Origin of the sequence: Phyllobacterium phragmitis, from assembly GCF_002980495.1 — a bacterium.
Taxonomy (GTDB): domain Bacteria; phylum Pseudomonadota; class Alphaproteobacteria; order Rhizobiales; family Rhizobiaceae; genus Paramesorhizobium; species Paramesorhizobium phragmitis.
The window spans coordinates 192,191-209,595 of record NZ_PVBR01000004.1 but is presented as its reverse complement, the minus strand read 5'-3'; the positions used below and the strand labels follow the sequence as shown (position 1 = coordinate 209,595).

16 protein-coding genes are annotated in these 17,405 nt (G+C 60.0%); 8 read left to right on the top strand and 8 right to left on the bottom strand.

Annotated features, from left to right (window positions below; all coding sequences use genetic code 11):
• The first annotated feature begins 5 nt into the window (after positions 1-5).
• The 4 genes from rplT (at position 6) to pheT (ending at position 4,914) form a co-directional block, all read left to right on the top strand.
• Entirely contained in the window at positions 6-407 is a 402-nt protein-coding gene (rplT, locus tag C5748_RS06970; protein ID WP_105741210.1) for a 50S ribosomal protein L20, read from the top strand.
• A 308-nt stretch (positions 408-715) separates the two neighbouring features.
• Positions 716-1,798: a phenylalanine--tRNA ligase subunit alpha gene (pheS, locus tag C5748_RS06965; protein WP_105741209.1), complete on the top strand. Its 1,083-nt coding sequence runs from the start codon at positions 716-718 to the stop codon at positions 1,796-1,798.
• A 22-nt stretch (positions 1,799-1,820) separates the two neighbouring features.
• Positions 1,821-2,501 carry a hypothetical protein gene (locus C5748_RS06960; RefSeq protein WP_105741208.1) on the top strand — a complete coding sequence of 227 codons (681 nt, stop codon included), beginning with the start codon at positions 1,821-1,823 and terminating at the stop codon, positions 2,499-2,501.
• A gap of 7 nt (positions 2,502-2,508) precedes the next feature.
• A complete protein-coding gene (gene pheT / locus C5748_RS06955; protein WP_105741207.1) occupies positions 2,509-4,914 on the top strand; it encodes a phenylalanine--tRNA ligase subunit beta in 2,406 nt (801 codons plus the stop codon).
• A gap of 118 nt (positions 4,915-5,032) precedes the next feature.
• Here the strand turns inward: pheT and ada are convergent, their stop codons facing one another.
• From ada to C5748_RS06925, 6 genes are all read right to left on the bottom strand, one after another.
• Positions 5,033-6,112: a bifunctional DNA-binding transcriptional regulator/O6-methylguanine-DNA methyltransferase Ada gene (ada, locus tag C5748_RS06950; protein ID WP_105741206.1), complete on the bottom strand. Its 1,080-nt coding sequence runs from the start codon at positions 6,110-6,112 to the stop codon at positions 5,033-5,035.
• Between the two features lie 134 nt (positions 6,113-6,246).
• Positions 6,247-7,116, bottom strand: a complete 870-nt coding sequence (locus C5748_RS06945; protein WP_105741205.1) for a metal ABC transporter permease — start codon at positions 7,114-7,116, stop codon at positions 6,247-6,249.
• A complete protein-coding gene (locus tag C5748_RS06940) occupies positions 7,113-7,973 on the bottom strand; it encodes a metal ABC transporter permease (protein WP_105741204.1) in 861 nt (286 codons plus the stop codon). The genes C5748_RS06945 and C5748_RS06940 overlap by 4 nt, the downstream gene beginning before the upstream one ends.
• Positions 7,970-8,875 (bottom strand): manganese/iron ABC transporter ATP-binding protein, encoded by a 906-nt coding sequence (locus tag C5748_RS06935; protein WP_105741203.1) that lies wholly within the window; start codon positions 8,873-8,875, stop codon positions 7,970-7,972. Before C5748_RS06935 ends, C5748_RS06940 begins: the two co-directional genes overlap by 4 nt.
• A complete protein-coding gene (locus C5748_RS06930; protein ID WP_105741202.1) occupies positions 8,872-9,792 on the bottom strand; it encodes a metal ABC transporter substrate-binding protein in 921 nt (306 codons plus the stop codon). The genes C5748_RS06935 and C5748_RS06930 overlap by 4 nt, the downstream gene beginning before the upstream one ends.
• Before the next feature lie 274 nt (positions 9,793-10,066).
• Positions 10,067-10,483 carry an Lrp/AsnC family transcriptional regulator gene (locus tag C5748_RS06925; RefSeq protein ID WP_105741201.1) on the bottom strand — a complete coding sequence of 139 codons (417 nt, stop codon included), beginning with the start codon at positions 10,481-10,483 and terminating at the stop codon, positions 10,067-10,069.
• 146 nt (positions 10,484-10,629) lie between these two features.
• Here C5748_RS06925 and C5748_RS06920 point away from each other — a divergent pair, with 146 nt between their 5' ends.
• The 4 genes from C5748_RS06920 (at position 10,630) to C5748_RS06905 (ending at position 15,312) form a co-directional block, all read left to right on the top strand.
• Entirely contained in the window at positions 10,630-11,685 is a 1,056-nt protein-coding gene (locus tag C5748_RS06920) for an ornithine cyclodeaminase (protein ID WP_105741200.1), read from the top strand.
• A gap of 96 nt (positions 11,686-11,781) precedes the next feature.
• Positions 11,782-12,702, top strand: coding sequence for an arginase (gene rocF / locus C5748_RS06915; protein WP_105741383.1), 921 nt, complete (start codon positions 11,782-11,784; stop codon positions 12,700-12,702).
• Between the two features lie 313 nt (positions 12,703-13,015).
• A complete protein-coding gene (locus C5748_RS06910) occupies positions 13,016-14,176 on the top strand; it encodes a CaiB/BaiF CoA transferase family protein (RefSeq protein WP_105741199.1) in 1,161 nt (386 codons plus the stop codon).
• A complete protein-coding gene (locus C5748_RS06905) occupies positions 14,173-15,312 on the top strand; it encodes an ABC transporter substrate-binding protein (RefSeq protein WP_105741198.1) in 1,140 nt (379 codons plus the stop codon). Before C5748_RS06910 ends, C5748_RS06905 begins: the two co-directional genes overlap by 4 nt.
• Positions 15,313-15,318: 6 nt before the next feature.
• On the opposite strand, the gene C5748_RS06900 is transcribed toward C5748_RS06905, so the two are convergent.
• Both C5748_RS06900 and C5748_RS06895 read right to left on the bottom strand, forming a co-directional pair.
• On the bottom strand, positions 15,319-15,849 hold the full coding sequence (locus C5748_RS06900) for a polysaccharide biosynthesis/export family protein (protein WP_105741382.1): 531 nt from the start codon (positions 15,847-15,849) through the stop codon (positions 15,319-15,321).
• A gap of 213 nt (positions 15,850-16,062) precedes the next feature.
• Positions 16,063-17,283, bottom strand: a complete 1,221-nt coding sequence (locus tag C5748_RS06895; RefSeq protein ID WP_158259821.1) for a GNAT family N-acetyltransferase — start codon at positions 17,281-17,283, stop codon at positions 16,063-16,065.
• Positions 17,284-17,405 lie beyond the last annotated feature (122 nt).

Sequence of the window (17,405 nt, the reverse complement as noted above, 5' to 3'; positions counted from 1 at the left end):
ATATCATGGCACGCGTAAAACGGGGCGTAACGTCCCATGCCAAGCACAAGAAGGTTCTCAAGCAGGCCGAGGGTTTCCGTGGCCGCCGCAAGAACACCATCCGCGCCGCCAAGGCTGCTGTCGATCGCTCGAAGCAATATGCCTATCGCGACCGCAAGAATCGCAAGCGCTCTTTCCGCGCTTTGTGGATCCAGCGCATCAACGCCGCCGTGCGTGAGCATGGACTGACCTATGGCCGCTTCATCGATGGTCTTTCCAAGACCGGCATCGAAGTCGATCGCAAGGTTCTGTCGGATCTCGCGATCCACGAGCCGGAAGCATTCGGCGCGCTGGTCGTTGAGGCCAAGAAGGCGCTCGAATATCTGAAAGATACCACGCCGAACGCTTTTGAAGGCGCTGTCCATTAAGCCAGTCGCCTCTCCCAAAGCAAAATCGGTACTGTTTGGAGAACCCGCGCTGGCTTAAGGCTCGCGCGGGTTTTTCGCTTCTTACCCGCTAGAGGTTGTCAGAACTAACTTGAAACAGCATCCCCCTCTGGCCGTCATTCTCGGGCTTGTCCCGAGAATCTGCTGCGCTATCAGGACGGTAATTGCTTTTCTTTTTCTTGTCGGCAGATTCTCGGGACAAGCCCGAGAATGACGGCAGAACAAGGAGCTTTATCCTGCCAGCGTTTCAATTAAACCATGGCAACCTCTAAACTCACGGAACTTGACTCATGTCCGATATCGCTGAACTGGAACAGTCCCTTCTGGCTGAGATCGCCGCGGTGCAAGACGAGCAGGCCATCGAGGCCGTCAGGGTCGCGGCTCTTGGCAAGAAAGGTTCGATTTCGGAAAAACTGAAATCGCTCGGCAGCATGTCGCCGGAGGAGCGCCAAACGCAAGGACCGGCCATTAACGGGCTGAAAACCCGCGTCACCGAGGCGCTGGGCCTGCGCAAGGCGGAGTTGCGCGATGTGGCGATCACCGCCCGCCTCGAAACCGAGAAGGTCGACGTCACGCTGCCCGTGCGCGCATCGCCTGTGGAGCGGGGCCGTATCCACCCGATCAGCCAGGTTATCGACGAGATCACCGCGATCTTCGCCGACATGGGCTTCGCTATCGCCGAAGGTCCTGACATCGAGACGGATTATTACAATTTCACTGCGCTGAATTTCCCCGAAGGCCATCCGGCGCGCGAGATGCACGACACCTTCTTCTTCAACCCGGATGAAAAGGGCGAGCGCAAGCTTCTGCGCACCCACACCTCGCCGGTGCAAATTCACACCATGGAAACGCAAAAACCGCCGATCCGCATCGTCATTCCCGGCAAGACCTACCGCATGGATTCCGACGCGACCCATTCGCCGATGTTCCATCAGGTCGAGGGATTGGTGATCGACAAAACGGCCAATGTCGCCAACATGAAATGGGTGCTGGAGGAGTTCTGCAAGGCGTTCTTCGAGGTGCCGTCGCTGAAGATGCGCTTCCGCCCGTCCTTCTTCCCGTTTACCGAACCATCGATGGAAGTCGATATTCAGTGCGACCGCTCGGGAACCGAAGTCAGGTTCGGTGAAGGCGACGACTGGATGGAGATCCTCGGCTGCGGCATGGTGCACCCCAATGTGCTGCGCTTTTGTGGCCTCGATCCGGATGAATATCAAGGCTTCGCCTGGGGCATGGGAATCGACCGCATCGCCATGCTGAAATACGGCATGCCTGATCTGCGCGCCTTCTTCGACGCCGATGTCCGCTGGCTGCAACACTACGGCTTCCGCCCACTCGACATGCCGACGCTGTTCGGTGGGCTGAGCAGCTAATCGTTGAAATAAGGGGGCTAGTATGACGGCATTCATGGAAAAAACGGCAAAGAGTTGCTTCTTCGTTGCCCCAATCGGTGTTCCGAAGTCTGATGTTCGTGACCGATCGGATAAAATACTGAGGTATTTGGTCCGACCAACAGTGGAAGAACTAGGATATTCCGTTCAGAGAGCAGACGAAATTGATGAGCCTGGCTTGATCACGTCTCAAATAATTCGCCGAGTAGTATCTGATGATCTCGTGATTGCAGATCTGACAGGTGGGAATCCCAATGTTTTTTATGAATTAGCTGTTCGCCATGCTTCTCAGAAGCCCTTCATTCAATTGATTGATTCAAAAGAAAAAATTCCGTTCGACATAGCAAACACGCGTACAATTCATGTCGATCACACTGATCTGATAAGTGTCGATGAAGCCAGAGAGGCTATGAAGAAGCAAATTAAAAAAGTCGAGAAATCAAAGCATCCTCTAGAAAATCCTCTTACCAGTTTGTTGCGTCTGAACATACCAGATGGCGAAAATATCACCATCGGTTCTGTATATGAGCGACTATCCGAGATGGAGGAGGCGATTAGACAGGATATATCCGATGTAGAACTTTTTCCAGATCACATAGAAGTGCCTGGGTACGAAAGGGAGTTCAGAGAGATATACGATATGCTTTACGACATAAGGCACCAGATAGCACTTACCAAGAAGTGAAAAAACCATGAAATTCACACTCTCCTGGCTCAAGGATCATCTCGATACCGACGCCCCGCTCGAACAGATCGTTGAGACGCTGACGATGATCGGCCTTGAGGTCGAAGCCGTCGATGACAAAGCGGCGCTGGAGCCCTTCAGGATCGCAAGAGTATTGACGGCGGAACGGCATCCGGATGCCGACAAGTTGCAGGTGCTCGCTGTCGATACCGGCGACGGCAAGCCCATTCAGGTGGTCTGCGGCGCGCCGAATGCCCGCGCGGGTCTGATCGGCGTTTTCGCGCCGCCCGGAGCCTATGTGCCGGGCCTCGATGTGACCCTATCGGTGGGCAAGATCAGGGGCGTCGAGAGTCATGGCATGATGTGCTCCGAACGCGAGCTTGAGATGTCGGATGAGCATAATGGCATCATCGACCTGCCCGCCGACGCGCCGGTCGGGACAAGCTTCGCCGCCTATGCCGGGCTTGACGATCCGGTCATCGAGATAAACCTGACGCCGAACCGCCCGGACGCGACCGGCGTCTACGGCATCGCCCGCGATCTCGCGGCAGCTGGTCTGGGCACGCTCAAGGACGGCACTGTCGCCCCGGTCAAGAGCGAGGGGCCAACGCCGGTCAAGCTGACGATCGAGACGCCGGATCTCTGCCCCGGCTTCGCGCTGCGCCTGGTCAGGGGCGTGAAGAACGGCCCGAGCCCGAAATGGCTGCAGCAGCGGCTCACGGCAATAGGCCTTCGCCCGATCAATGCGCTGGTCGATATCACCAATTACATCACCTTCGACCGGGGCCGTCCGCTGCATGTCTTCGACGCGGCCAAGGTCAAGGGCGATCTTGTGGTGCGCCGCGCGCGCGACGGCGAGACGGTGCTGGCGCTCGATGGGCGCGAATACAAGCTCAACGACCAGATTTGCGTCATCTCCGATGATAACGGTATCGAATCGATTGCCGGAATCATGGGGGCTGAGCATTCCGGCTGTGACGAAAACACCACCGATGTGCTGATCGAATCGGCGCTCTGGAATCCGGGCAACATCGCCCGTACCGGTCGCGAACTCGGCATCATCACCGATGCGCGCTATCGCTTCGAGCGCGGCGTCGATCCGGAATTCATGGTGTCGGGGCTGGAACTGGCAACCCATATGGTGCTCGATCTGTGCGGCGGCACGCCTACCGAGGCCAAAGTCGCGGGCTATGCCGGTCACGAACCCAAGCTGGTCACTTTCCCGGTTTCCGAGGTGAAACGCCTCACCGGCATCGAAGTGGCGAAAGCCGAAAGCCTCGATATCCTCAAGCGCCTCGGCTTCGCGCCGCAAGGCGATGGCGATATCGTGGATGTTCTGGTCCCGTCGTGGCGGCCCGATGTCGATGGCAAGGCCGATCTGGTCGAGGAAGTGATGCGCATTCACGGCGTCGACAACATCGCGCCGCAGCCTCTGCCGCGCCACGCTTCGGTCAACGGCAAGATCCTGACCGTGCTGCAGATTCGCACCCGTGCTGCCAAACGCGCATTGGCGGCACGCGGCATGATGGAGGCGGTGACATGGTCGTTCATTCCGGCTGCCCATGCCAAAGCCTTCGGCGGCGGCGCGGCGGAACTCAAGCTCGCCAACCCCATCGCCGCCGATATGTCCGATATGCGGCCCTCGCTGCTGCCGGGGCTGCTCTCTGGCGCGCAGCGCAATGCGGATCGCGGTTTCAACGATCTGGCGCTGTTCGAAGTGTCCGGCACCTATGAGAGCAGCATGCCCGACGGCCAGCGCCGCGTCGCAGGCGGTGTGCGCCGCGGTACGGCGAAGCTCGCCGCCACCGGCCGCCATTGGGCCGGGAATGCCGCTCCGGTGGATGTGTTCGATGCCAAGGCCGATGCGCTGGCGGTGCTGGAAGCCTGCGGCGCGCCGGTCGACCGGGTGCAGATCGAGGCGGGCGGGCCGTCCTGGTATCATCCGGGCCGCTCCGGCACGATCAAGCTCGGCCCGAAGGTGGTTCTCGGCTATTTCGGCGAATTCCATCCCAAAACGCTGGAAACGCTCGATGTCAGCGGCGTGCTCTGCGGCTTCGAAGTGTTCATCGATGCTATTCCGGAGCCGAAACAAAAGCCGACACGCACCAAGCCGCCGCTCACGCTCTCGGCGTTCCAGACGGTGCGCCGCGATTTCGCTTTCGTGGTGGATAAATCGGTCGAGGCGGCCTCCGTGCTGCGCGCGGCAGGCGCTGCAGATCGCAAGCTGATATCAGGCGTGCAGATATTCGACATATTCGAAGGCCCGGCCCTCGGTGAGGATAAAAAATCCATCGCCATCGAGGTAGCGATCCAGCCGCAGGAGCGCACGCTGACGGATGAGGATCTGGACGGTCTGGCAAAGCGAATCGTTGAAAATGTCGGCAAGCAGACGGGTGGTGTTTTGCGGGGGTGATCAGGTCGGTGCTTGAGCACCACCCCCCTCTGCCCTGCCGGGCATCTCCCCCCTTGTGGGGGAGATGCCCGGCAGGGCAGAGGGGGGTGCCTCGCGATTCCATTAAAACAGGAACGCTCTACACCCCGCTTTCCCTCTGCAGCAGCGCCCGCTTGCGCTCCACCCCCCAGCGATAACCCGAAAGGCCGCCATCATGCCGCACCACGCGGTGGCAGGGGATCGCCACGGCGATGGCATTGGCGGCGCAGGCCTGGGCCACGGCCCTGACCGCCCTAGGCGCGCCGATGCGTGTGGCGATTTGGCTGTAGCTCGCCGTCTCGCCCGCCGGAATATCGCGTAGCGCCTGCCAGACGCGCTCCTGGAATGCCGTACCGCGCAAATCGAGCGGCAGGTCGAGGCCGATCGCCGGCGCTTCAACAAAGCCGACCACCTTCGACACCAGCGCCTCGAATTCAGCGTCGCCGCCGATCAGATTGGCCTTGGGGAACTTGTCCTGCAGGTCGCGCGCAAGCGCATCCGGATCATCGCCCAGAAGAATGGCGCAGACGCCTTTCCCGCTTGTTGCCACCAGAATGGCGCCCAGCGAACATTCCGCGATGGCGAATTTGATCTCCGCCTCCACTCCACCGGCGCGAAACGCGCTTGGCGTCATGCCGAGAACCTTGTTTGAGGTCTCGTAGAAACGGCTGCTCGAACTGAAGCCGGCATCGTAGATCGCTTCGGTGACGCTGCCCTTGCCCTCTGAGAGATGGCCGCGGATGCGGTGGGCGCGATGCGCTACGCCATAGGCTTTTGGCGTCAATCCCGTGATCGACTTGAAGAGGCGATGGAAGTGGTAGGGGCTGATGCCTGCCGTCCCGGCAAGCGCGTCCAGCGCCGGCAGTTCTTCCGAGGCTTCAATCCTGCGGCATGCATCGGCGACGATGGCCGCATGGCGCTGGGCCCGAGACGCCTCATTGGGCCGGCAACGCAGGCAGGGCCTGAAGCCCGCCTTTTCGGCCTCCGCGCAATCGGCGTGGAAGGCGATGTTCTCCGGCTTGGCCAGACGGGATGGGCATGTCGGGCGGCAGTAGACGCCGGTTGTCCGCACCGAATAGACGAATTTTCCGTCAAAAGCCGGATCGCGGTTGACCAGCGCCGTCCAGCGCGGATCGCGCTCGGCGGGTGTGACAGGTGCAAGTTTGGCGACAAGGTTCATTGCTTTCATCCTTCAATTGCTCTTGGTCCACCTTTCTATCGCTAGCCGTAAGGACAAACACTCCGGCGCTTGCTTTCAAATTCCGGGACTCTGTCTGCCTCCAATATAGTCGTTATTGGCCAGATCCGCACGGATCAGCTGATGGGAGAATTTTCTTCGGCACCCAACCGCCGCATTTCCTGCCGCGCGGCTTTCCTGGTCGAGAAGAAGAATGCGCCGATGAAGGCGATCGTCATCAGGAGGACGATGGTCGGCGCCGGCGCGCTGTCGATGAAGAAGCTGAGATAGACGCCGAAGAAGGACGCAAGCACTGCAATAATCATCGAAAGCAGCAGCATCGGGCCGAAGGCGCGCGTCAGCAGGAAGGCGATGGCGCCGGGCGCGATCAGCATGGCGATGGCGAGGATGATGCCGACCGCCTTCAATGCGCCGACGATGGTCAGCGATATGATTGCGAGCAGGCCGTAATGCAGGAGCCGTACCGGCAGGCCCACGACCTTTGCCTGCACCGGATCGAAGGCGTGCAGCAGCAGATCGCGCCATTTGACGGCGATGATGCCGACTGTGACTGCGGCGATGATGCCGGTTTCGAGGATATCCCGCGGGCCGATGCCCAGCATGTCGCCGAACAATATATGGTCCAGATGCACATCCGACTGGATCTTGGTGTAGAGCACGATGCCGAGGCCGAACATGCCGGAGAAGACCACACCCATCACGGTATCCTGCTTGATGCGGCTGTTTTCCTTCAGGAAACCGGTGGCAAGCGCGCAGAACATGCCCGCCACGAACGCGCCGATCGCGAAGGGCACGCCGATGATGTAGGAGACCACGACGCCGGGAAAGACGGCATGCGAGATGGCATCTCCCATCAGCGACCAGCCCTTGAGCACGAGAAAGCAGGAGAGAAGCGCCGTCGGAATGGCGACGAGCACGGAAATCACCAGCGCATAGCGCATGAATTCGAACTGGAACGGCTGGAAGAGCGTATCGAAAAGGCTCATCTCATGCCCTCCAGCGCACTCGCCGCGCGGCGCCGCGCCGCGAGCATGCCATGCTTGGGCGCCAGGAAGAACGCCACGAGAAAGATCAGCGTCTGTTCGACGACGATGATGCCGCCCGTGGCGCCATCGAGGAAATAGCTGATATAGGCGCCGGAGAAACTGGTGATTGCGCCGATGGCCACGCTGATGATCAGCAGCCTTGGAAAGCGATCGGTCAGGAGATAGGCGGTCGCACCTGGGGTGACCACCATGGCGATGACCAGGAATGCGCCAACCGTCTGGAGAGCCGCTACCGTGCAGGCCGAAAGCAGCGTGAAGAAGACGATCTTCAAAAGCGTCGGGTTGAGGCCGATGGAGCGCGCATGGTTCTCATCGAAGAACGTCACCATCAAATCTTTCCATTTGAATAGCAGCACAGCGAGCGAGACAAAGCCAATGATCGCGAGTTGCAGCGTATCTGCTGGTGTAATCGCGAGGATGTTGCCCAGAATGATGGTCTGGATGTTCACCGAGGCCGGCGACAGCGACATCATGAACAGCCCCAGTCCGAAGAACGAGGTGAAAATCAGCCCGATGATGGCATCCTCCTTCAACCGCGTGCGCTGGTTGAGGAACAGCATGGCGCCGGCCGCAAGCGCGCCGGAGAAGAAGGCGCCGATGGAAAACGGCAGGCCGAGCATATAGGCCCCTGCGACGCCTGGCACGATGGAATGGGAAAGCGCATCGCCGATCAGCGACCAGCCCTTGAGCATCAGATAGGCCGAAAGAAAGGCACAAACGCCGCCGACAAGCGCGCTGACCCACATGGCGTTGACCATATAGTTGTAGGAGAACGGCTCCAGGAGAACGGCCATCACTTCGGTGCCTTCTTGCCGTCGAGCGACCCGCGTGTGGCTGGCTTGTCGTCATAAAACACAAGCGGCCGCTCGTCGTCGGTGATCACATTGAGCCCCTGCCTCTTTCCCGCTTCCGGCTGGCCGAGGACGAAATGGCGAAGCACGCCGCCGAATGTCCTTTCCAGGTTTTCCTGCGTGAAGATCTGTGCCGTCGGGCCAAAAGCAAGAACGGTCCGGTTCAAGAGGATCGTCCGGTCGCAGAATTCCGGCACGCTGCCGAGATTGTGCGTCGAAACCAGCATCACACGGCCCTCGTCGCGCAGCGACCGCAGGAGCTCGATGATCGCGTCCTCCGTCTTGACATCGACACCGGTGAAAGGTTCGTCGAGCAGGATGACGCGTCCGTCCTGCGCCAGCGCACGCGCAAGGAAGACGCGCTTTTTCTGGCCGCCCGAGAGTTCACCGATCTGCCGCTTGCGGAACTCGCTCATGCCGACCCGCTCCAGCGCCGCCGCAACGGCTTCATGGTCGCGCGCCTTTGCCATGCGCATCATGTTCATATGGCCGTAGCGGCCCATCATGACGACGTCCTCGACCAGAACCGGAAAATTCCAGTCGACATCCTCGTTTTGCGGCACATAGGCGACGACATTCTTCTTCAGCGCCTGGCCTGCCGGCTGGCCGAGAATGGAGATCGTCCCTTTCGCCGGACGGACAAAGCCCATGATCGCCTTGAAGAGCGTCGACTTTCCGCTGCCATTGACCCCGACAAGCGCACTGATCGTGCCCGTCGGAATGTCGAAACTGGCATCGTGGAGCGCCGTATGGCCATTGCGATAGGTGACCGTCAGATCTCTCACGGCAAGTCCTGCGCCGGCATCGCCGGGCGCAGGAGAGGCGAACGGCATGATCCGTGCGTTCATTCGGCAAGTCCCTTTGCGATCCTGTCGGAGGTCACGCGCAGGAGCTCGATATAGGTCGGAACCGGGCCGTCCGGCTCGCTCAGCGAATCGACATAGAGTTCACCGCCATATTTCGCGCCCGTCTCCCGCGCCACCTGCTGGGCGGGCTTGGGGGATACGGTGCTTTCGCTGAAGACGACGGCAATCCCGTTGGCTTTGACCGCATCGATCACCCTGCGCACCTGCTGCGGCGTGCCCTGCTGGTCGGCATTGATCGGCCAGAGATAGAGCTCGTTGAGGCCGAAATCGCGGGCGAGATAGCTGAACGCGCCTTCGCTGGTGACCAGCCAGCGCTTTTCCGGCGCAATGGCGTCGAGCTTCGCCTGGATCGGCCCGATCGTATCCATGATCTTCTTCTTGTAGGCCTCGGCATTCGCCTCATAGGTCGCGGCATTATCGGGGTCGTATTTGACGAAGGCGTCGCGGATATTGTCGACATAGATCAGCGCATTCCTGGGCGACATCCATGCATGGGGATTGGGCTTTCCGGCATAGGGCCCATCGGCGATGCCCATCGGCTCGATACCATCAGAGACCACGACGCCCGGAACCCCTTCGAAATTCTGGAAGAACCGCTCGAACCAGCGTTCCAGATTGAGCCCGTTCCATAAAATCAGCTGTGCATCCTGGGCCTTGACGATGTCGCGCGGCGTCGGCTGATAATTATGGATTTCGGCGCCGGGCTTGGTGATCGATTCCACGATGGCCGCATCGCCCGCGACGTTTCCGGCCATATCGGCGATCACGGTAAAGGTGGTCACCACCTTGAATTTCGACTGGGCCTGCGCACTTTGGGCCTGGGGAACGCCCGCCATGAGGCCCAAGGCCAAGGCTCCGGCGATGCCCGCAAGTATGTGGCGTCTGATGCGATCGAACATATCCAAGCTTTCCTCACTATGCATTGCCCACTGTGAATGGTGGGACAGTCAAATTTTGCAATTGCATTTCATTCTCAATTGTAAGGTTATACACTTTCGCAAAACTTGCAACTGCGAATGATTTGCAAAATGGGAAATTTGCTCGATTTGGTGAGACGCGGGATTTCGAGCCATTCTGCACCGCCGAGGGCAGTGGAGATGGCGAGGTACCTCAGGCCGGCAATAGAGTTGCTGTATGGCAGCGGCGAAAGTCGCCGCTTTTGTCTGAAAGACTCTAGGCGGGGGCCAGCAGCAGGCTGGTCTCGGAGCGGGCGATGCCGTCGATGAGGCGCACCGAATTCAGCACCCGATCGAAATCGACGAGACTTGCCACCTCGATTTCGGCGACGAGGTCCCAGGCGCCGTTGGTCGTATGAAGAGAAAGGATCTCCGGATTTTTCCGGAGGCTCTGGATGGCCTGGTGCGTGTTGCGGCCGACGACCTCGATCAGCATGATCGCCCTGATGCGATCGCTGCCGGCCATGTCTTTGACGCGTACGGTGAAGCCGAGGATGACGCCATTGGCGACGAGCCGGTCGAGCCTGTTCTGTACGGTCCCGCGCGAGACCGCGAGAATATCGGCCAGTTTGGAAAGCGGCGCCCGCCCGTCTTGCCTGAGCGCCGCTATGAGTCGGCTATCGAGATCGTCCATCGTCAGCTCTTCTGTTAAAATGCTCAATATCGATATGCAATATTAGTAAAGAAATGCCGAATCTTAAAATTATTTAGCATTTCTTTTAAAATTCCGCGCCCATACCCTGACGATAGAAACTTACGGATGGTGAGGGCAGGACGCAGATGGTTCAGTTTGTCGGGACGCAGAACATGATCGATCTTGTCGGGTCGATCGGATTGAATAGCCTGTTTCGCAAGCTGGTCGCCTATATCGAGCAGGACTTCGTCCGCTGGAACGAGTTCGACAAGACGCCGCGCATCGCCTCGCATTCCGATAATGGCGTCATCGAGCTGATGCCGACCAGCGATCACGATCTCTACGGCTTCAAATACGTCAATGGCCATCCGCAAAATCCCGTCCATGGATTGCAGACGGTGACGGCGTTCGGCCTGCTTGCCGATGTCGCCACCGGCTATCCCGAATTCATCTCCGAAATGACCATCGCCACAGCGCTGCGCACGGCGGCGACCTCGGCGATGGCGGCGAAATATCTTGCCCGGAAGGATGCGAAGGTAATGGCGCTGATCGGTATGGGAGCCCAGGCCGAGTTCCAGGCGCTGGCCTTCAAGGCCATTCTGGACATAGCTGAGCTTCGCGTCTTCGATATCGACCCCGCAGCCTACCCGAAATTCCTGCGCAACATGGCGCAGTCGGGCGTCCGCATCACGCGGGTCCAGAGCGCCGAAGAGGCGGTTGTCGGCGCCGATATCATCACCACCGTCACCGCCGATAAAAAGCGGGCGACCATTCTTTCCGACAACATGATCGGCGCCGGCGTGCATATCAACGCGGTCGGCGGCGATTGCCCGGGCAAGACGGAACTGCATCGCGACATTCTGCTGAGATCGGATATCTTCGTCGAGTTCCCTGACCAGACCCGGATAGAAGGCGAGATCCAGCAACTTGATGCCGACCATCCCGTGACGGAGCTATGGCAGGTGATCACCGGCGAAAAGTCGGGACGTGTCTCACCAAGACAGATCACGCTCTTTGATTCCGTCGGTTTCGCGGTCGAGGATTTTTCCGCCCTCCGCTTCGTCCGCGACATGGTGCAGGGCACGCGCTTTTACAGGGATATCGACCTGATCGCCGAGCCGGCCGACCCGCGCGACCTTTTCGGGCTCCTCGCGAAAACCAGTTCTGCGGCGGCGCGCCCGGCTCCGGCGCTTACCTCTTAAAATTAATCACGCAACACGAATTTTCAATTGGAAGATGGCCCTGCTTCTGCGATGAACGCTCGCAGAAATGCGGGCGCAACGCGCAACAGAATAGCCATGATCAGCCAGATCGACCACAAGAATATCGTTCTCCTGGGCGCACCTGTCGAGGAAGGCGCGGGAAGGCTCGGCTGTGCCATGGGTCCGGCGGCGCTGCGCCTTGCCGGCATCCAGCCGGCGCTCGAAAAGCTCGGCCACACCGTGGAGGACCGGGGAAATCTCGCGCCCGAAAATCTCTCCGGATTCACCTTGCCGGGATTGGCCAGGAATGCCGCCCTGATCGGCGGCTGGACCCGAACGCTCGACCGTGCCGCTTACGAGACGCTGAAGGACGGCAGGATGCCGATCTTTCTCGGCGGCGATCACAGCCTTTCCATGGGCACGGTGGCCGGTGCGGCGCGCCATGCCGAGGAACAGGGCCGCAAGCTCTTCGTCCTCTGGATGGATGCGCATGCGGATTTCAACACGCCGGTCACCTCGCCCTCGGGCAATATGCACGGCATGTCGGTAGCGTTCTTCTGCGGCGTCGATGGCTTCTCAGGCATATTGCCGGATGACAGGCCTGTCGTCGCCCCCGAACATGTCTTCATGTGCGGCATCAGGTCGATCGATCTGGATGAACGCGCCGAACTGACCAAAGCCGGCGTCAATGTCTTTGACATGCGCTCCATCGACGAGCACGGTATCGTTGCGCTGATGAAGCGCATCATCGAGACGGTGAGCGGGGCCGATGGCTTGCTGCATGTCAGCTTCGATACGGATTTTCTCGACCCCGACATCGCGCCGGGCACCGGAACAATCGTCCGTGGCGGCGGCACCTATCGCGAGGCGCATGTCGCCATGGAAATGCTTTACGATAGCGGGCTCGTCACATCACTCGATATCGTCGAACTCAATCCGTTCCTCGATGATCGCGGCAAGAGCGCCTATCTGCTCGTCGAACTGGTGAGCAGCCTCTTCGGCCAGAAGATTTTCTGAGCCCTCCACACCATTCCCACACTGCCGCTATCGATCCCGTTCCCTCGGGAGTGTCGAGCCTGTTTGTGCCTGGCGGTGCAAATAGCATGATTCCTGGCGGGCTTCCTCTTGCCAAAACCCATATGTGAAAATAGTATTCATAAACGAAGATATGGGAGGAAGTATCTTGGCACCCACGCTGAGCCTTATGGTGACCACCGCTGAAATCTATGAAGCATCTCTTCATGGATGACGTGATCTGTATGGTCCCCAACAATCCTCGCCAGGAATCAGGCCGCTATTGCCGGACGGACCGGGAGACAGGATCAAGCACATGACCAGAGATACCGAATTGCCGCTGACGGGGCTTCTCGTCGTCGATATGAGCCAGTTCCTATCAGGCCCCTACTGCTCGCTGCGTCTGATGGACCTGGGCGCGCGCGTCATCAAGATCGAGCGGCCCGATGGCGGCGACCTTTCGCGCCGGCTCTATCTGAGCGACACCGAGATCGGTGGGGATTCCACCATCTTTCATGCCATCAACCGGGCCAAGGAAAGCCTGGCGATCGACCTGAAAAACGCAGACGATCTGGCGGCGCTGCGCAAGCTCCTGGCCAAAGCCGACGTTCTCATCCAGAATTTCCGGCCCGGCGTCATCGAGCGCCTCGGCCTCGACTATGAAACGGTCAGGAATATCAATCCGCGCCTCGTCTATGCGTCGATCAGCGGTTATGGCGAGGAGGGGCCGTGGGTGAAGCGCCCGGGTCAGGACCTCCTGGCGCAATCGCGCTCCGGCGTGATGTGGCTCAATGGCGATGAAGCCCAGGGACCGGTGCCCTTCGGTCTTGCCATCGGCGACATGCTGGCCGGCGCGGCTGCGGCGCAGGGCATTCTCGCCGCGCTGGTCCGCCGCGGCATCACCGGCAAGGGCGCCCATGTCGAGACGAGCCTGCTCGAAGTGTTGATCGACCTGCAGTTCGAGGTGCTGACAACCTATCTCAATGATGGCCGGCGGCTGCCGAAGCGCTCGGAATTCAGAAGCGCCCATGCCTACCTCTCCGCGCCCTATGGCGTTTATCACGCAGCCGATGGCTATCTCGCCATCGCCATGACGCCGATCTCCAAGCTTGCCGATCTGCTTGAAATGGATGAGCTCGCGCCCTATCGCGACGATCCGTCGAGTTGGTTCACGGCGCGTGACGATATCAAGGCGAAGATTGCGGCCAGGATCGTCACCAAGACTGTAGAGGAATGGTTGGCCATTCTCGAGCCGGCCGATATCTGGTGCGCCAAGGTGCTCGACTGGAATGAACTGCTCGAAAGCGACGGGTTCAAGGTTCTCGATATGCTGCAGACGGTAAAGCGCGACGACGACGTCACGATCCAGACCACGCGTTCGCCGCTCCGGATCGACGGCGTGCGGCCGAACTTCACCCGCGCCGCGCCGAGGATCGGCGAACAGAGCGCGGCTATTCGCGCGGAGTTCGGTCTATGAGCCCGGTCACGCTGAAAGGCATGACCTGGAGCCATCCGCGCGGCTATGACCCGATGGTCGCATGTTCCCGCCTGTGGCAGGAAAAGACCGGTGTTGCGATCGAATGGGACAAGCGCTCGCTGCAGGATTTCGAAAGTTTTCCCGTGGAGGAACTGGCCAAGGCTTACGATCTGATCGTCATCGATCATCCGCATGTCGGCCAGATCACCGGGGAAGGGTGCCTGGCGCCGCTCGATATCGCCGGCCGCGGAGAGGATCTCGCAGCCCTTGCATCGGCGAGCGTCGGAAAATCCTTTCCGAGCTATCATTGGCAGGGTCGCCAATGGGCCTTTCCCATCGATGCGGCGACGCAGGTCCAGGCCTGGCGCCCGGATCGCCTACCGACCGCGCCTGCCCGATGGGCCGAGGTGCTGGAACTGGCCCGGCAGGGCTGCGTGCTCCTGCCTCTGCGTCCGCCCCATTCGCTGATGAGCTTCTTCACCCTGAGCGGCAATCTCGGCCACCCCTGCGCCGACGACGGTCCCGGCGATCTCATCGGCCTTGAAGCGGGATGCGCCGTGTTCGAGATGCTGCGGGAGATCGCGGCACTGGTCCATCCCTCCTGTTTCGAGATGGATCCGATCGCGATTCTCGAAAGGATGGCGGAAGCGGACTCGTCCTTCGTCTGCTCGCCTTTGATCTATGGCTACGTCAATTACGCTATTCCAGGCTTCCGCCCCGCTACGATCCGCTTCGCCGATATTCCGGTAACTGGTAATGCCGGCCCGGTCGGTTCGGCGCTTGGCGGCACCGGCATCGCCGTTTCGGCTTTCTCGAAGCGGCAGGCCGAAGCCATCGATTTCGCCTATTGGATCGCCAGCGCGGATGTGCAGCGTGGACTCTATGCGGCCTCCGGCGGTCAGCCGGGACACGCCGCTGCATGGGAAGACGAGACGGTGAACGGAGCGACGAGCGATTTTTACATCGCCACGCGCGCGACGCTGGAAGGCGCCTGGGTGCGCGCGCGCCATGATGGCTATATGGCCTTTCAGGAGGCAGGCTCCGACCGCCTTAACGAGGGGCTTTTGCGTGGAGATAGCGCGCGCAATGTGGTTGCCGATTTGAACCGGCTCTTCGCCGAGAGCTTCAGGAGATAACGCACCCTAGAACAGGCGTTCGCGGACATAGATGGTGTCGCCTGGCAGGAGGGGATCGGTGATGAGGACGCGGCCTGTGATGATCTTGCCGTTGAACTGCCTTGTGATGTCGACATCGCTCTGGTTGGCGCGCGGCGAAAAGCCGCCGGCGGCGGCGATGGCCTTTTGCGCGGTCATGCCCGGCACATAGGAATATTGCCCGGCCGCGCCGACTTCGCCCATGATGAACACCGGACGGTAGCGGTCGATCTCGACGGAAACGTCAGGATCGCGCAAAAAGCCGTTGCGCAGCTTGGCGGCGATCGCCGCCTCGAGTTGCTGCAAGGTGCGGCCGCGGGCCGGCACCTTGCCGGCGAGCGGAAAGGCGATATAGCCGGAGGGATCGACGCTATAGGTGTTGGTGAGATCGGCCTGCTCGAAGACGGTGATGCGCAGCCGGTCGCCGGCATCGAGCATATAGGGCCGGTTGAGCGCCTCGTGGAAGGCGGCGGGCGCAGGGCGATAGCTGGCGCATCCGCCGATGGTAAGAGCCATCATGCCGAGAGCCGTCAGGAAAATGCGCCTTGTCTGCACCGCTTAAACCTCTGCACCACTTGAAACCCTGCCGCTGCGCAAGCCGTTTGGGATTGCCGCCCCACCTCGCCGGGATCGTCGCATGTCATTATCTCCATGCTCTTATCGAATGATTAGGGTTAATGGCCGGTAAAGGCGGATATCATCGGTGTGCTCGACATTGTTCAGGCGGTGCTCTCATGCACGCTTGCGGATCGCGCGCAGCGCCGTCCATTTCAGCGGACGCACCTTCTGCCAGAACCGCGTGCCGCGCAGCCGCTCAATCGCCCGCATCCGGCTGATATAGAGACCTCCGCGCCAGGTGCGAGTACCGGTCTTTTTGGAAAGTGGGACCGTGATCTCGCAGTGATCGAGCTTCCACGGCTCGTCGCCGATGCCATGATCCATGTATTCGAAGCCATTTTGATGAAGCCATTCGAGCGTCCGGTAATTGACGATATGGCCGACCGAATATTTGGCCCACTCTCCGGCTTCGAAGCTCATCAAAATCCCGTAATAGCGTTTGCCGTGCACGAGCCCCCAAAGTGTCGAGACGATCTCGTCTCCGACCTTGATGGCCGATAGATGCAGCATGCCGGCTTCAGCGAATATGTCCGTTCCTTCCTCGAAGAACGCCCGTTTATCCGGTTCCGCGTCGAAGCCGGGAACATGGGTTTCCACGAAACGGCGCTGCTTCTGCTTGAGAAGCGCATGGACGATTTCGTCCCTTTCGGCCTTTCCGGAGGCGATGACATATTGGCAGGGCGCGATGCGCTCAAGGTTGCGTATCTTCCTCATAAGGGTCTTGTGCTGCGGTTGCGCCTTCTGGATATCCGTCCATGGACGGCGCAGATCGGTCCCATGGCAGGATACGTCGTTCGGCCCATCGGAGATCAGATGCAGCGGATTGGTCAGTCCCTCGACATCCCCCGGCATCTTGTCGAGTATGAGCACGTCGAAGCGTGGCAGTGCGGCAACGACCGCTTCCCAGAGTTGCTCCGCCAGGGGCCGCGACCATTCCCACGGCACGGGGAAAAGGATCGGCGCATTATAATCCGCCGCGCCCTCATCGATGAAGCCGAGGATTTTCGCACCCTTGCTTGCCCTGATGCAGAGCGGAATGAAGATAACCGGATTGCCCGACGCGTCGCGTACCTCGACCAGGCAGACGCGTGCGCCGCGGGACCGCCCGAAGGTCGCCCGCCAGACGTCGAGGAATGTCTTCGTTTGGAAAACATGATAACGGGCCTCCGCCGGCGAAAGCGGCCCTCCTGCAGGCCATTCGGCCGACAAACCTTCGAGGCTGTCATGAATGCGGATGGTGAAAGTCGGGTGCACGGCGAGATCTGTCCTATGGCAAAAGAGCGATGTGCCGAGGAAACCTGAATGTCGAAACAGCACCGGATTGCCAGCGTGCATTCTCCACCACCTGCCCCGCACCATCATCTATCGCATGTTTCTCTTAAAAAAAAGCTTTCGAATGAAAAGTGGATTTGCTAGCCCGTACGAGGCGGCGCGCCAGCAGGGGGTGAGATACGGGT

Coding starts and splice junctions, on each gene's coding strand:
- rplT (WP_105741210.1), top strand. CDS start 6: ATGGCACGCGTAAAACGGGGCGTAACGTCCCATGCCAAGCACAAGAAG.
- pheS (WP_105741209.1), top strand. CDS start 716: ATGTCCGATATCGCTGAACTGGAACAGTCCCTTCTGGCTGAGATCGCC.
- C5748_RS06960 (WP_105741208.1), top strand. CDS start 1,821: ATGACGGCATTCATGGAAAAAACGGCAAAGAGTTGCTTCTTCGTTGCC.
- pheT (WP_105741207.1), top strand. CDS start 2,509: ATGAAATTCACACTCTCCTGGCTCAAGGATCATCTCGATACCGACGCC.
- ada (WP_105741206.1), bottom strand. CDS start 6,112: ATGAACCTTGTCGCCAAACTTGCACCTGTCACACCCGCCGAGCGCGAT.
- C5748_RS06945 (WP_105741205.1), bottom strand. CDS start 7,116: ATGAGCCTTTTCGATACGCTCTTCCAGCCGTTCCAGTTCGAATTCATG.
- C5748_RS06935 (WP_105741203.1), bottom strand. CDS start 8,875: ATGAACGCACGGATCATGCCGTTCGCCTCTCCTGCGCCCGGCGATGCC.
- C5748_RS06930 (WP_105741202.1), bottom strand. CDS start 9,792: ATGTTCGATCGCATCAGACGCCACATACTTGCGGGCATCGCCGGAGCC.
- C5748_RS06925 (WP_105741201.1), bottom strand. CDS start 10,483: ATGGACGATCTCGATAGCCGACTCATAGCGGCGCTCAGGCAAGACGGG.
- C5748_RS06920 (WP_105741200.1), top strand. CDS start 10,630: ATGGTTCAGTTTGTCGGGACGCAGAACATGATCGATCTTGTCGGGTCG.
- rocF (WP_105741383.1), top strand. CDS start 11,782: ATGATCAGCCAGATCGACCACAAGAATATCGTTCTCCTGGGCGCACCT.
- C5748_RS06910 (WP_105741199.1), top strand. CDS start 13,016: ATGACCAGAGATACCGAATTGCCGCTGACGGGGCTTCTCGTCGTCGAT.
- C5748_RS06905 (WP_105741198.1), top strand. CDS start 14,173: ATGAGCCCGGTCACGCTGAAAGGCATGACCTGGAGCCATCCGCGCGGC.
- C5748_RS06900 (WP_105741382.1), bottom strand. CDS start 15,849: ATGATGGCTCTTACCATCGGCGGATGCGCCAGCTATCGCCCTGCGCCC.
- C5748_RS06895 (WP_158259821.1), bottom strand. CDS start 17,283: ATGCACGCTGGCAATCCGGTGCTGTTTCGACATTCAGGTTTCCTCGGC.